This window comes from Gordonia sp. ALPHA1B1 (assembly GCF_005502615.1).
Lineage (GTDB): Bacteria > Actinomycetota > Actinomycetes > Mycobacteriales > Mycobacteriaceae > Gordonia > Gordonia hongkongensis.
Genome location: NZ_SCOC01000018.1, coordinates 35150 through 48745, shown reverse-complemented (window position 1 = coordinate 48745; position 13596 = coordinate 35150). Strand labels below are relative to the sequence as shown.

12 protein-coding genes are annotated in these 13596 nt (G+C 69.0%); 6 read left to right on the top strand and 6 right to left on the bottom strand.

Annotated elements, in window-relative coordinates:
• Nucleotides 1-19 precede the first annotated feature (19 nt).
• A complete protein-coding gene (locus FFS52_RS13725) occupies nt 20-3220 on the bottom strand; it encodes a BTAD domain-containing putative transcriptional regulator (protein ID WP_137810017.1) in 3201 nt (1066 codons plus the stop codon).
• Nucleotides 3221-3332: 112 nt separating this feature from the next.
• On the opposite strand from FFS52_RS13725, the gene FFS52_RS13720 reads away from it, so the two are divergent.
• Together FFS52_RS13720 and FFS52_RS13715 are read left to right on the top strand one after the other, a co-directional pair.
• The gene (locus FFS52_RS13720; protein WP_068972447.1) at nt 3333-3701 is read left to right on the top strand and encodes a VOC family protein; all 369 of its coding nucleotides are present in this window, start codon (nt 3333-3335) and stop codon (nt 3699-3701) included.
• A gap of 40 nt (nt 3702-3741) precedes the next feature.
• Nucleotides 3742-4329: a mismatch-specific DNA-glycosylase gene (locus tag FFS52_RS13715; protein ID WP_068972446.1), complete on the top strand. Its 588-nt coding sequence runs from the start codon at nt 3742-3744 to the stop codon at nt 4327-4329.
• Here the strand turns inward: FFS52_RS13715 and FFS52_RS13710 are convergent.
• Genes FFS52_RS13710 through FFS52_RS13695 form a run of 4 tightly spaced genes read right to left on the bottom strand, consistent with a single transcriptional unit; the run spans nt 4310 to nt 6841 of the window.
• Nucleotides 4310-4606: a DUF503 domain-containing protein gene (locus FFS52_RS13710; protein ID WP_068972445.1), complete on the bottom strand. Its 297-nt coding sequence runs from the start codon at nt 4604-4606 to the stop codon at nt 4310-4312. The genes FFS52_RS13715 and FFS52_RS13710 overlap by 20 nt on opposite strands.
• The gene (gene ppk2 / locus FFS52_RS13705; protein ID WP_058253227.1) at nt 4606-5436 is read right to left on the bottom strand and encodes a polyphosphate kinase 2; all 831 of its coding nucleotides are present in this window, start codon (nt 5434-5436) and stop codon (nt 4606-4608) included. The genes FFS52_RS13710 and ppk2 overlap by 1 nt, the downstream gene beginning before the upstream one ends.
• 11 nt (nt 5437-5447) lie before the next feature.
• Nucleotides 5448-6428 carry a malate dehydrogenase gene (locus FFS52_RS13700; protein WP_058253181.1) on the bottom strand — a complete coding sequence of 327 codons (981 nt, stop codon included), beginning with the start codon at nt 6426-6428 and terminating at the stop codon, nt 5448-5450.
• Nucleotides 6425-6841, bottom strand: coding sequence for an META domain-containing protein (locus FFS52_RS13695; protein WP_137810051.1), 417 nt, complete (start codon nt 6839-6841; stop codon nt 6425-6427). The genes FFS52_RS13700 and FFS52_RS13695 overlap by 4 nt, the downstream gene beginning before the upstream one ends.
• A gap of 163 nt (nt 6842-7004) precedes the next feature.
• Between FFS52_RS13695 and FFS52_RS13690 the strand changes: the two genes are divergently transcribed.
• Complete coding sequence (locus FFS52_RS13690) at nt 7005-8210, top strand: hypothetical protein (RefSeq protein ID WP_068972444.1); 1206 nt, start codon at nt 7005-7007, stop codon at nt 8208-8210.
• A 20-nt stretch (nt 8211-8230) separates the two neighbouring features.
• Here FFS52_RS13690 and FFS52_RS13685 read toward each other — a convergent pair whose 3' ends face one another.
• On the bottom strand, nt 8231-9775 hold the full coding sequence (locus FFS52_RS13685) for a hypothetical protein (protein ID WP_137810016.1): 1545 nt from the start codon (nt 9773-9775) through the stop codon (nt 8231-8233).
• Between the two features lie 152 nt (nt 9776-9927).
• Here FFS52_RS13685 and secA2 point away from each other — a divergent pair, with 152 nt between their 5' ends.
• From secA2 to gcvH, 3 genes are read left to right on the top strand one after another with little or no spacing between them, the layout of a single operon-like run.
• Complete coding sequence (gene secA2 / locus FFS52_RS13680) at nt 9928-12354, top strand: accessory Sec system translocase SecA2 (RefSeq protein WP_137810015.1); 2427 nt, start codon at nt 9928-9930, stop codon at nt 12352-12354.
• Nucleotides 12351-12980 (top strand): CDP-alcohol phosphatidyltransferase family protein, encoded by a 630-nt coding sequence (locus tag FFS52_RS13675; RefSeq protein ID WP_137810014.1) that lies wholly within the window; start codon nt 12351-12353, stop codon nt 12978-12980. The genes secA2 and FFS52_RS13675 overlap by 4 nt, the downstream gene beginning before the upstream one ends.
• Nucleotides 12981-13000: 20 nt before the next feature.
• Nucleotides 13001-13405, top strand: coding sequence for a glycine cleavage system protein GcvH (gene gcvH / locus FFS52_RS13670; protein WP_137810013.1), 405 nt, complete (start codon nt 13001-13003; stop codon nt 13403-13405).
• Nucleotides 13406-13596: the final 191 nt, after the last annotated feature.

The window sequence follows — 13596 nt, the reverse complement described above, 5'->3', positions numbered from 1 at the left end:
TTGAGGCGGACTTGGCGACTCAGGTCGGGGACGTCAGACCCCAGGTCGTGGCCAGCGAATCGATCCGTCGGATCAACCCGGCCGCCTCCTGCGCGCGGGCGGTGTCGCGCGCGGTCGCCAGCGTGGCGCCGACCACGGACGCCGGACGCCCGTTGGCGTACTCGTAACGTGCGCGGACGAGGAGGCGGTGGGCGTCGGCATAACGTTCACCGGTGCGGTCGGCGAAGTCGTCGGCCCGGTCGAGCAGTGTGGCGGCGTCGGTGAGCTTGCCGGCGACGACGAGGACCTCGGCGTGCAGACCCAGCCAGTAGCCCTCACCCGTCCGCGGGTGATCCTCCACACCGACCTCGTCGGCACCCAGTCGCTCGATGTGCTCCAGGGCGTCGTCGAGGTCGCCGGTGAGGGCGCGCGCCCACCAGTACATGCGTTCGCCGCCGCGACGGAGGTAGGCGAGGGGCCCGACGCCGTCGGACGTGATGGCCGGGCCCGCGTCCAGAACCCACCTCGTGTCGCCGAGCATCGACGCCCCGCCGACGGCGAAGATGGCCATGGCGAGCCGGGACCGTGGATCGGGATGGGCATCGGCCATCGCGGCGAAGAGGTCTCGGCCGGCGTCGACACCGCGATGCACGGTCGCCGCCCAGGCGCGGAAACCGCGGGCCATCGCGAGCTGATCGTCGCGGAGACCGTCGACGACGACGTCGATCGGCGCATAGTCCTCCAGGATGCGATGCGCCGCACCGAAATTGCCGCGTGTGAACTCGTCGATGCCGGCGGCGTGCATGCCCAGATGGGTGACGACCGGGTCGTCGGATCTCTCGGCGCGCCGACGCAGATCCTCCGCGAGGCGGTGCCCGGTGTGTGCATCCGCGATCTGGATGTGGGCCGCACAGCGGGCGTAGTCGAGGGTGGCTAGGAGCCGGGCGTCGCCGAGGGCGGAGGCGAGTACACGGGCGCGGTCCTGCAGCTCGGGATCGGCGGCGAAGTACCCGTGCGCCGCGACGTCTCCGGCCAGTTGGGTGGTGATCGCGACGAGCTCCGCCTGCTGGTCACCGGTCGCGCGGGCGAGCGTCGCCGCATCCCCGAGATGCCGGCGCGCCCCGTCGAAATCGTAGGTGCGCAGCGCGATGTTCCCCGCCGCGAGGAGGGCGGTCGTGGTGCGCTCACGGTCGGCCAGCGGCCCGGCGGACCACAGATGCCGCGCGACTCTCGCCACGGCATGCGGCGACGAGTTGCCGGCGAGGGCGTCGGCGATCGCGAGATGCAGTCGCCGTGCGCGCATGGCGGCGATGCCGTCCGCGATCGCCTCCCGGATGATGTCGTGACTGAAGCCGAATCCGAACGGATCCTCCGGTCCGAGATCGATGACACCCGCCTCGCCCGCGGGTTCGAGGAGGTCGAGCGCCTCGTCGACCGGGCGCTTCGCGGCGGTCGCCAGCAGGACCAGGTCCACGCGGGTCCCGATGAGGGACGCGAGTTCGAGTAGTTCGGTCGTCGCCGCGGACATGCCGACCAGTCGCTGGCGCACCACATCACGGATGCCGGACGGGACGGCGCTGCCCGCGATGGACCCCCGGTCGGCCAGGATGCGGGCGAGTTCGCGCACGAAGAAGGCGTTGCCTCCGGTGCGTCGCTGGATCGACGACACGGTGGCGACCTCCGGCCACTGCCGGGTCTCGCGCCGGATGAGCTCGGAGATGTCGTCGCCGCCGAGCGGGCCGACGTGGAGGCGGCGATGCTCCGGCAACCGGGCCAGCGTCGCCAGGGTGGTGGCGACGACGGGCCGGTTCGACGGCGAACGCAACGAGGCGAAGAACGTGACCCCGGCGGTGCGTCGGGCGGCCATGTGCGCGAACAACTCCAGAGACGCACCGTCGGCCCACTGCAGATCGTCGAGCACGATGATCAGCTTCGACGTCGCGGCCACCCCCTCGAGGAGATCGGCGGCCTGGTCGTAGAACTGGAATCGAGCGGCCGCGTCCGGCATCTGCCGGGGCGGCGGGATCACGTTGACGCCCTCGGTCACCATCCGGCCGAGTGAACTGTCGAGGAGTCGTTCCCGATCGGCGGGGTCGAGCCGGGGGAGGACCGCACCGAGGATCTGCACCCACGGCCACATCGAGGGTGCGGCCGGGTCGTCGACGCAGCGCCCCCACAGCACCCGGAGGTCGGCGGCGCCCGCGGCCCGACGGCCGGCTTCGTCGATGAGCGCCGTCTTGCCCGCGCCCGGTTCGCCCTCGACCACGACCACGCCGCCGTGTCCTGTCATCGAGGCGAGCACCGCCCGATGCAATGCGGCGAGTTCGTCGGTCCGGCCGACCACCGACGGGGCGTCGTCGAGGTCGGCGTCGTCGACCGATTCGTCCGTCATCGACTGCGCCGACGTCCGCGGGCCCGGTGCCGGGACGTCCGGCGCAAGCGTCACCTTGCCCGCGGCGGTGGCGGCCGGGGCGTCGAGATGCGGAGCGTGGTCGAGGATGTCGCGTTCGAGGGTGCGGAGACGGGGTCCCGGGTCGACGCCGATCTCCTCGGCGAGGGTCCGGCGGGCGGTGGCGATCGCCCCGAGTGCGTCGGACTGACGGCCGAGTCGGTAGAGGGCGGTGGCGAACAGCACCCACAAGCCCTCGTCGAGCGGCGCGCGTTCGACCTCGGTCTCCAGTTCGGTGACGAGCAGGCGGTGGTCGCCGTCGGCCATGCGGGCCTCGAAGGACATCTCCCGCGCCGCCTGCAGCATGCGGTCGAGGTGATCGGCGGCCTCGTCCCGGAAGGCGAGGCCCTCGAACTCGGGGAGCAGGGGACGATAGTCGGCGAGCACCTGGTGCAGCAGCGGTGCGGCACCCGCCGCGTCGCCCTGTTGCATCAATGCACGAGCATCGCCGACCCGGGCGGTCAGCCGGCGCACGTCGACGTTGTCGGCGGCCGTCGGGAGGCTGTACCCCGTCCCGTGGGTGAGCAGGACCGTGGAGGGAGTCCGAGGCTTTCGATGCGGCTCGAGGACTTTGCGCAGGCCCGAGATGTAGGACTGGAGCGACACCTCTGCGCGCTCCGGAGGCGAATCGCCCCAGATGCCCTCGATCAGACTGTCGGCGCGCACCGGAACACCCTCGGCAAGGATCAGCTGGGCGAGTGTCGCCCGCTGCTTGCGCGTGCCGAGTTCGACGGGGTCGGAACCGATCTGAGCCCCGAGGCCGCCCAAGACCGTATAGGAGATTTCGAGCATCAGCGTGAGTGTAAGTGGTGATCGGGTCCTTCCGGGCGGCTAGCGGCGAACGTGCCGACGATCTGCCCGCGACCGCCCGGGGATGTCGGTGGCCGGGAGTAGCTTGGCAGGCATGAGTCTCGCACTGGGCATGATCACCGTCGACGCACTCGCGCCCGCGCCCCTGGCGACGTGGTGGGCCGAGCAGCTCGGCGGCCGCATCGTCGAGGACAACGACGGTTACTTCGTCGTCGTCGCGGTCGGGGAGGGCGGGCCGCTGTTCGCGTTCCAGCAGGTCGAGGACCCCACGCCCGGCAAGAACCGCATCCATCTGGACCTGACCACCGACGATCTCGAGACGGAGGTGGATCGACTCGTGGCGGCGGGCGCGAGCCGGATCGCCGATCGTGAGATGCCCGGCTTCGTGTGGGTGACGCTCGCCGACCCCGACGGCAACCAGTTCTGCGTGTCGGCCCGACACGGTGCGGAGACGGCATCCTGACGCGTTCCCGCATCGCCCGGCCGGATACCCGGTGTGCCTGATGGGATTCACCCGGGCCGACCTGCTCGCCTACCGAGACCGCACCGTCGACGACCTCGTGGGCGAGGGCTGCAAGCTGCTGTTCGTCGGCATCAACCCCGGCCTGTGGACCGCGGCCACCGGTGCGCATTTCGCCCGGCCCGGCAATCGGTTCTACCCGGCGCTCGCCCGGGCCGGCATCGTCGACCACGTGATCGACGCATCGACGGGCATGTCCGACGCCGACCGGACGATGCTGCTCGACCGCGGCGTGGGGATCACCAACGTCGTGCCACGCGCCACCGCGACCGCCGCCGAACTGACCGTCGACGAGTTCCGCGAGGGGGGACGCCGCCTGCGCGAACGGGTTCGTGAGATCCGCCCACGGGTTGTCGCGGTCGCCGGGATCACCGCGTATCGCAGCGCGTTCGGGCGCCGCGATGCCGTGCCGGGGCGGCAGGACGAGACGTGGGACGGGGCCGAACTCTGGGTGGTCCCCAACCCGAGCGGACTGAACGCGCACGAGACGGTGGACTCCCTCGCGGCAGCCTACCGCCGGGCCGCGGTTGCCGCCGGGGTCGTCGACGACCTCAGAAGTCCTCCGAGCTGACGACCCGGCATCGCACCGACAGCAACTCGACTTCGGGATGGGCTGCCGCAGAACGTTCGACGGCGTCGAGCACGTCGACGACATGTCCGCGGTCGGCGGCCACCGCACTGACCCCGATGACGGTTCGCCGATGGACGTCGAGGTGTCCGACCTCGGCAGCCGAGACCGTGTACCGCTTGCGCAGGTCGGCGACGATCGGTCGCACCACGGACCGCTTCTGTTTCAGCGAGTGCACGTCACCGAGCAGATAGTCGAACTCGCAGAACCCGATCCACATCAGTGGTCGGTGCGGATCAGCGTCGCCACGTGGTCGGGTACGTACTTGGACAGCGAGCGCGGCGGGCGGTGATAGTTGCCCGACTCGATCGGATGCTTGGGCAGGGACACGCGGGGGCGGGGGACCTCGGCGTACTCGATGGTCGACAGCAGATGCGAGATCATGTTCAGGCGAGCATGCTTCTTCACGTCGGATTCGACGACGTACCAGGGACTCAGCGCGGTGTCGGTGTGGACCATCATCTCGTCCTTGGCGCGCGAGTAGTCCTCCCACCGGTACACCGACTCGAGATCCATCGGGCTCAGCTTCCATTGCCGCACTGGGTCGTTCATGCGTGACCGGAACCGCTTGAGCTGTTCGTCGTCGGACACCGAGAACCAGTACTTGCGCAGCAGGATGCCGTCGTCGATGAGCATCTGCTCGAAGATCGGGGTCTGCCGCAGGAACCGCGAGTGCTCCTCGGGGGTGCAGAAACCCATGACCTTCTCCACGCCGGCGCGGTTGTACCAGGACCGGTCGAACAAGACGATCTCGCCGGGCGCGGGCAGATGCGCGACGTAACGCTGGTAATACCACTGTCCGCGTTCACGATCCGTCGGCGCCGGGAGCGCGGCGACCCGTGCGATCCGTGGGCTCAGATACTCGGTGATGCGCTTGATCGTTCCGCCCTTGCCGGCAGCGTCACGCCCCTCGAAGATGACCACGACGCGGGTGCCGCTGTCACGGACCCATTCCTGGAGCTTCACGAGTTCGGTCTGCAACCGGAACAACTCCGCCTCGTAGACCTTGTTCCCGATCTTGGCCTTTTTCGCCTTGTCCTTCTTCGACATGAGCAGAAACACTACGGGGTGGACACGGCCTCGCGCTCGGATTGGAGTTCGGCGACCGACGCGTCGATCCGCGCCCGCGAGAATTCGTTGATGTCGAGACCCTCGACGATCTGCCACCGGCCGTCGATCGAGCGCACCGGAAACGAGCACACGAGTCCCTCGGGGACTCCATAGGCTCCCGGGGACGGCAGCGCCACCGACGTCCAGTCGTCGGGCGGTGTCCCGAGCACCCAGTCGTGGACATGGTCGATGGTGGCGTTCGCCGCCGAGGCCGCCGACGACGATCCGCGAGCCTCGATGATCGCGGTGCCACGGCGGGCGACGGTCGGGATGAAGTCGTCGACGAGCCAGTCACGGTCGGCGGCGATGTCCGCGCCGCTTCGGTTGCCGACCCGGGCGTGGAAGATGTCGGGGTACTGCGTGGCGGAGTGGTTGCCCCACACCGTGACCCGGCTGATCTCGGCGACGCTCGCGCCGGTCCGGCGAGCGAGCTGGGCAATCGCGCGGTTGTGGTCCAACCGGGTCAGCGCGGTGAACCGTTCAGGCGGGACCTCGGGTGCGTTCGCGGCGGCGACCGCCGCATTGGTGTTGGCGGGATTCCCTACGACGATCACCCGGATGTCATCCGCGGCAACGTCGTTGATGACCGACCCCTGGGCGGCGAAGATGTCGGAGTTGGCGGCGAGAAGATCGGCGCGCTCCATTCCCTTGGTGCGGGGTCGCGCCCCGACGAGCAGGCCGAAGCTCGCTCCGTCGAACGCCTTGCGCGGATCGTCGAGGACGTCGACGGACTTCAGGAGGGGGAACGCGCCGTCGTCGAGTTCCATCGCGGTGCCCACTGCGCCGGAGACCGCCTGCGGCAACTCGAGAAGGCGCAGGGCGATGGGCTGATCCTTGCCGAGCATCGCCCCGGCGGCGATCCGGAAGACGCTGGCGTACCCGATACTGCCGGCCGCGCCGGTCACGGTCACGGTGACCGGTCGGCGGTTCACGAGGGCTTCTCGGTGAGCAGGACCTGCGCCGCGGGGCCGACGAGGACGAGCGCGTGGCCCACCGAATACCAGGTCAGCGGTTCCTTGGTGAACGCGGTCACCCAGGCGTCGGCGCCGGCGTGCGGACCGGGGCAGGCCATCATCGTCGAGGCGAGGGAGCCGAGACGCAACAGTGAGTCGTCGACGCGGAGATCCCCGATGTGCCGGTTGCAACCGGCCGACAGCGCGATCCGATTGGCGGCCGGGAAACTGACCTCCAGCGGTCCACCGCCGGGGATCTGTTCACCGGTCACCGCGGTCGAGGTGTAGGTCTTGCCGACGAAGCCGGGGGCGGGGGGAGCGGCGACCGCGGACCCGGGGCCGACGAGCATCGTGCCGACCGCGGCGATCACCGCGCTGAGCAGTAAGGCCATGCGTAAGCTGATGCGGTGTTCGCGGGCCGGGGATCGGTCGCGCGCGGGTAGACGTCCCGCCTCGGATTGACGTCGCTGCGCCGGTTGACGGCGTTCGCCGGAACTCACGTGCACAACGGTAGCCGACCGGACAGGGGATGGATATGACGAATGTGGGGGATCCATGGTCCCGGTGACGTGTCGGACCGAGTACCTGACCGGCCGCCACCATCGTTCGGCCACCGCCGCCTGGGTCCTCATGGTCGCCGGGATGGTCGCACTCGTGACCCTCAACATCGCCGGGGTCGACGGTCTGATCACGTCGGCGGTGGTCGGTGGGGCCATCGTGGCATCGCTGCTCGGAGCGGCCTACGGCCGACTCGGTGAACGAGGCGCGGTCCTACTGACCGTCGACGACGACACGGTCTACTTCGGGAACGAGGACCGCACACTCGTCAGCTACCCGCTCGACTCGCTCGTCACGGTGGCCGTGGGCGGGCCGGCGGACGCGACTTCGGAGATGGCCGGCGAGCGTGCGCGTCACCTGACTGTCGTCGGACAGAAGTACCTGAAACTCACCTTCGCGAGCCGGGACGGTGAGCCCGTTCCCGCCGACCGGACGCCACCGGACGGGTCCGAGGACGCGCCCGAGACGGAGTTCTGGCGGGTCGCCGTCGTCGAGGGGGATCCGGCGGTCGCGGAGATCCTGGCCCGACTCCGCCGGCACGCGCCCGAACGCATCGCCACGAAGAAGAAGGGCGCCCCGACGCCGGCCGGGTCGCGGGCGGCAGCGGCGAGCGCCCCGCCGGACGAAACGGTCGACCTGACCCGACCCGCATCCGGCGGGCCCCGGATCGCCGACGCGGGTTCTGACGAAGCGGCGCAACGGTTGTGGGAGGAAGCGGCGCGTCGCCACGACGAGGTCCTCGGCGCCTACGGAACCTACGAACTCGATCCCGCCATGCTGCTGAGGTATCCGGCCGTGACCGACGTGACGGTCGAACAGACGCAGACCTTCCATCTCGCGCTCGACGAGGCGATGGCTCTGCGGACCGACGACTACCCGGACAACCGATCGCGCGCCGACGCCTACCAGCAGTCCGTCGCCAGACTGCGGCGGGCCTGGATCGCCTGCGAGAAGAACGGCCGGCGGGTGGGCGCAAGCTACCTGGAGCAGACCGATCAGGACGACCTCGATCGCGCGCTCAAGCTCTACAACCACGCCGCCGCCAGCAGCACGCCGGCCGAGCAGGCGACGTACTACGGCCGCGTCCGCGACATCGTCACCACGATGACCGATCGCGGGGTGCTGCATCCGCCCGAAGCGGCGGTGGCCGAACTGCAGGCCGTCACGCGGAGGGCGCTGGAAGCGGGGACGCCGAAGGTGTGACCGACTGGGCGCCGCGATCGTCAGGCGCCCAGTCGGATGAAGCGTCCGTCCAGTGTGTACAGACCCTCGGCGTCATCCGTGTGGGCGATGTCCATCCGGATGACGAACTGCCGAGCCTCGTCGATGTAGTTGCGTTCGACTTCGGCGGCCACGGCGTGCCGGTCGTACTCCGGGACAGACGTGCGCTCCATCAGGTCGGTGCGAACCCGATCGAACACCTCGGCGGAGATTCTGTCGAAGCGGAACCCGTCGGATCGATACCGGCCGGACGAGATGCTCGCGAGGGGAAAATGCCCTGGCGCCACGGAGACCTCGCCGCCGCGGTCGCCGATGCGGTATCTGACCAGGACCCCGCCCGAATTCTGGATCTCGCTCGCGCTGATCGGATGAACCCCGTCCGCGATTCCCTGGATGATCACTTCCTCGATGACGGGCGCGTTCAGTGGAACGCGCGCCGCGATCAGCAGGTCGCGCGCCAGCTGGAAGGACTTCTGGAAATCGGCCGGGTCGAAGAACTCGGCGACGGTGCCGTCGGGGCGCGCCTGGACCTCGAAGTCGCGCGTGATGTCGTCGCCGCCATCGATCTTCCCGGTGATCAGCACCGGCTCGCCGGGATCCGGGCGCTCGATCGTCACGGTCTCGACCTCGGCCTCGGGCGCGTACGTCCGCACCGAGGACTCCATCGGCCCGACAATCGAGCCCAGCACCTCCGCGTCGATGGTCGCGGCATCGAATTCGAGGTTGCGCTTGAAATCGGGCACCGTCGACTCGCTCGAATAGTCGTCGCTCACGTTGATGCTCGTGGAACGGCCGGTCGAGGGGTCGACGACGATCGCCTGATCGGAATCGGAGTCCAGGCTGTAGGTGAGACGCAGGATGTTCCGCAAGCCCTGCGCACCCTGGTATTCGACGATCGCGTCCATCATCCGGCGATGACGGTCGGCGAGAGTCGGACCGTCGTCGTCGCCGTCCGGGCCATCGTCGGAATCGATCGCGGAATCGAACCCGGAGAGCGACGGCCCCTCGACGTGCCACCCGCCGGCGACACCGAACAGCAAGGCACCGGCCACGAGCAGGGTGACCGCGGGATAGACGAGCGCCCAGCGGCCGGGCTGGTCGTCGAATTCGGGGGTCTCCGGCTGGTCGCGGGGCGGGAGAGCATCCGGCGGCAGTGTCGTGAACGGGGTGTCGGTCAGCGACTGGAAATTCCCCTTGGTCATCGAGGTGATCCAGCGCGCCCGGTACGCGGTGTCGTTCGGTGGGTTGATCGTCGCGGTGACCATGGTCGGTTGCGAGTCGTCGGCGGTCAGGCTGCTGCGGGTGAGCGCCTCGACCTCCACCTGCGGGGCGTCCGGCGACGTGGCGCGCCGGAACTCCGGCAGTTCCGACACCCGGGAAGCGCGGGGACTGACCGCGATGCCGGCGAAGACCAGGGGGATCCCGAAGAACAGCGCGACCCACCAGTCGTTGAATGCACCGAGGCCGACCCCGACCGCGATGAGCGACCCGGCGATCGTCGCGCGCAGGAGACGGAGTCGAACCCTGGTCCGGCGAGTCCTGGTCATGGGCCGTCCTTAGTCCTCGAGCCGAATCGGGTGGACTGATCATAATGTCGGCGCCCTCGGTCGACCAGCGGCCGCGTACCGTTGTTGCTGACCTGACCGCCCGGAGGGGGTGGGTCGCGACGGAACCGGGAACGATCAGGAGAAATGTTTCGGTGGGAAAGCTGAGCAACAGCATGTGGCGCCTTCTGGGCGCCCAGTCGACTCGCAACCAGTCGAAGTCGTTGGGTGTGATCAAGGACGCCGAAGCCCACACCGACTGGGCCGCCGAACTCGCCGACGACGCGTTCGGCGCGGAGGCCGAGAAACTCGACATCGCCGAGAAGCCCGCGGACCGCGCGAAGTTCCTCGCCCTGGTCCGGGAAGCCGCCGACCGCACCATCGACCTGCGGCCGTTCGACGTCCAGTTGCAGGGCGCCCTCCGACTCCTGGAGGGCGACATCGTCGAGATGGCCACCGGTGAGGGCAAGACGCTCGCCGGCGCCATCGCCGCGATCGGCCATGTGCTGCAGGGACATCAGGTCCACGTGATCTCGGTCAACGACTACCTGGCGACCCGCGACGCGGAGTGGATGAAGCCGCTGTTCGACGTCTTCGGCATCACCGTCCACGCGGTCTCGGAGAACTCGAGCCGCGAGGAACGGCGACGCGCCTACACCGGGGACGTCACCTACGGGTCGGTCAACGAGATCGGCTTCGACGTCCTGCGTGATCAGCTCGCCCTGTCCGAAGCGGACCTCGTCTCGCCGACACCCGACGTGGCCATCATCGACGAGGCGGATTCGGTGCTCGTCGACGAGGCGCTCGTGCCGCTGGTGCTCGCCGGTTCGACCGAGACCGAGGTACCGGACGCGGCGATCCACGACGTCGTGTCGCGGATGAAGAACAAGCACTACGAGGTCGACGCGGAGGGCCGCAACGTCACCCTGACCGACGAGGGTGCGGTGTTCGTCGAGGAAGAACTCTGCGGCATCGACCTCTACAGCGAGGAACACGTCGGCACGACGCTCGTACACGTCAGCATCGCCATGCACGCCCACTATCTCCTCGAACGCGACATCCACTACATCGTCCGCGACGGCGGCGTGCACCTCATCAACGCCTCGCGCGGCCGCGTCGCGCAGCTCCAGCGCTGGCCCGACGGGGTCCAGGCCGCGGTCGAGCTCAAGGAAGGGCTGACCCAGACCGATTCGGGAGAGGTCATCGACACCATCACGGTGCAGGCCCTGATCGGCCGCTACCCGAAGGTCTGCGGCATGACCGGCACCGCGCTCGCCGCCGGCGAGCAGTTCCGCCAGTTCTACGAACTGCGCGTCTCGCAGATCCCGCCGAACACCCCCAACGTCCGGACCGACCTGCCCGACCGGGTCTACGACACCAAGGCCAACAAGGTCGAGGCGATCGTCGCCTACGTCAAGGAGATCCACGAGACCGGACAACCCGTCCTCATCGGTACCCACGACGTGGCCGAGTCCGAGGAACTCGCGTACTTCCTCGACAAGGCCGGGGTGTCGTCGGTCGTGCTCAACGCGAAGAACGACGCCGAAGAGGCGAAGATCATCGCCGAGGCCGGCGCCCGGGACGCCGTCACCGTGTCCACCCAGATGGCCGGACGGGGCACCGACATCCGCCTGGGCGGTTCGAAGGACGACGCGGACGCCCACGACGACGTCATCGAACTCGGCGGGTTGTGCGTCGTCGGAACGGGCCGCCACGACACCGAACGTCTCGACAGTCAGCTGCGCGGACGCGCGGGGCGTCAGGGCGATCCCGGTACGTCGGTGTTCTTCTCCAGCCTCGAGGACCCGGTCGTCACCAAGAACCTCGCGTTCAAACGAGATCCCGTGTCGCCCAACGAGGACGGTTCGATGGGCAGCAAGGGTGTCGACCTCATCGAGCAGGCCCAGCGGATCGCCGAGGGCGTGATGCTCGAACTCCACGCGAATACCTGGCGTTACAACAAGCTGGTCAATCAGCAGCGGGACATCATCGTCGAACGTCGTATGCAGATCCTGACCACCGACGCCGCGCTCGAAGAGCTGGCGGATCTGGAACCGGACCGCTACGCGCAGTTGACCGGGAGCACGACGACGGTGGAGACCACCACCGACGAGGCTGACGCCGACAAGGCCGACGCCGACAAGGCCGACGCCGACAAGGCCGACACCGAGAAGGCCGCGACCGATCACGAGGGCACCCCCGCCGTCACGCCGGTGCCTCGCGAGGTGTTGTCACAGGCCGCGCGCGAGATCGTGCTCTACCACCTCGACCGCGCCTGGGCCGACCATCTCGCGTTCGTCTCCGACGTCCGCGCCAGCATCCACCTCCGGTCGCTGGGCAAGGAGAGCCCGCTGGACGAGTTCCACCGGCTGATCCTCGCCGAGTTCGCCGATCTGCCCGGCACGGCCCTCGCGAAGGCGCGCGAGACGTTCCGGGAGGCCGACATCACCCCCGACGGCGTCGACCTCGGGTCGGCGGATCTGCACCGGTCGACGACCACCTGGACCTACATGGTCCACGACAACCTGTTCTCCTCGGGCGGAGCGAAAACCTTGCAGGGCATCATCGGGATCTTCCGGTGACCGAGCCGGAGGCGGCGACCACGCCGGCTCCGGACCGGATCGTCACGGTCCCGAACGCGTTGAGCGTGCTTCGGCTCGCACTCATCCCGGTGTTCGTGTGGCTGCTCCTCGTCGAGGAGGCGGACGGCTGGGCCTTCGCCGTCCTCATGTTCTCGGGCTTCTCCGATTGGGCCGACGGCAAGATCGCGCGGCTCCTCGACCAGTCGTCGAAGATCGGCGCGCTGCTCGACCCGGCCGCCGACCGGCTCTACATCGTGATCATCCCGATCGCGTTCGGTATCCGGGAGTTCCTGCCGTGGTGGCTGATCGGTGTGATCATCGCGCGCGACGTCCTGCTGTTCGCGTCCGCGCCGCTGTTGCGATCGCGGGGCGTGCTGGCGCTCCCGGTGCTCTACATCGGCAAGGCGGGGACCTTCGCGTTGATGAGCGCATTCCCGTGGCTTCTTGCCGGACAGCTCGATTCGATCGTGGGGACCATCGCCTACCCGATCGGCTGGGCTTTCATGGTCTGGGGCGTCGGACTGTATCTGTGGTCCTTCGTCCTGTACTGGTATCAGACGATCCTGGTGATGCGGCTCATGCCGCCGCGTCACCCGGCAGGCGACTCGGCAGACAGTAGAGTCTGACGAGGACGAAAGGGGTTCGCGTGACCGACAGCAAAGTGCCAGAGACCTTGCGCTACACCGCGGAGCACGAGTGGATCGAGCGACTCGGGCCGACGACGGTGCGCGTCGGGATCACCGACTACGCCCAGGACGCCCTCGGCGACGTGGTGTTCGTCCAGCTACCCGAGAGCGGTGCGGAGGTGACCGTCGGCGAGTCGTTCGCCGAGGTCGAGTCGACGAAGAGTGTCTCGGACATCTTCGGGCCGCTCGCAGGCACGGTGTCGGCGGTGAACGACCCCCTCGACGCCTCGCCGGAACTGGTCAATTCGGACCCGTACGGCGAGGGGTGGCTGGTCGAGATCGAGGCGGCAGACGAGGCGACCCTCGACGAACACCTGGGTGAGGTACTCGACGCCGCGGGGTACCGCGCCGTCATCGAGGGGTGAGTTCTCCCGGCCGTGAACGGCCGGAGCCCCGATCGACCCGGCTGATCGCCTCCGGAACGATATGATCGTCGATGCCGGAGTCGACTCGCGCGCCGGTGGGATCGGCAGGACCGGTACGGTTACGGCAGTGGGAACGAGGCGCGACGTGACACCGATGCTCACGATCTCGCGCCGAGAACTACCCGGCCGCA

What these genes read in the sequence shown, in the direction of transcription:
- FFS52_RS13725 (WP_137810017.1), bottom strand. Translation starts at nt 3,220, where the DNA reads ATGCTCGAAATCTCCTATACGGTCTTGGGCGGCCTCGGGGCTCAGATC.
- FFS52_RS13720 (WP_068972447.1), top strand. Translation starts at nt 3,333, where the DNA reads ATGAGTCTCGCACTGGGCATGATCACCGTCGACGCACTCGCGCCCGCG.
- FFS52_RS13715 (WP_068972446.1), top strand. Translation starts at nt 3,742, where the DNA reads ATGGGATTCACCCGGGCCGACCTGCTCGCCTACCGAGACCGCACCGTC.
- FFS52_RS13710 (WP_068972445.1), bottom strand. Translation starts at nt 4,606, where the DNA reads ATGTGGATCGGGTTCTGCGAGTTCGACTATCTGCTCGGTGACGTGCAC.
- ppk2 (WP_058253227.1), bottom strand. Translation starts at nt 5,436, where the DNA reads ATGTCGAAGAAGGACAAGGCGAAAAAGGCCAAGATCGGGAACAAGGTC.
- FFS52_RS13695 (WP_137810051.1), bottom strand. Translation starts at nt 6,841, where the DNA reads ATGGCCTTACTGCTCAGCGCGGTGATCGCCGCGGTCGGCACGATGCTC.
- FFS52_RS13690 (WP_068972444.1), top strand. Translation starts at nt 7,005, where the DNA reads ATGGTCCCGGTGACGTGTCGGACCGAGTACCTGACCGGCCGCCACCAT.
- FFS52_RS13685 (WP_137810016.1), bottom strand. Translation starts at nt 9,775, where the DNA reads ATGACCAGGACTCGCCGGACCAGGGTTCGACTCCGTCTCCTGCGCGCG.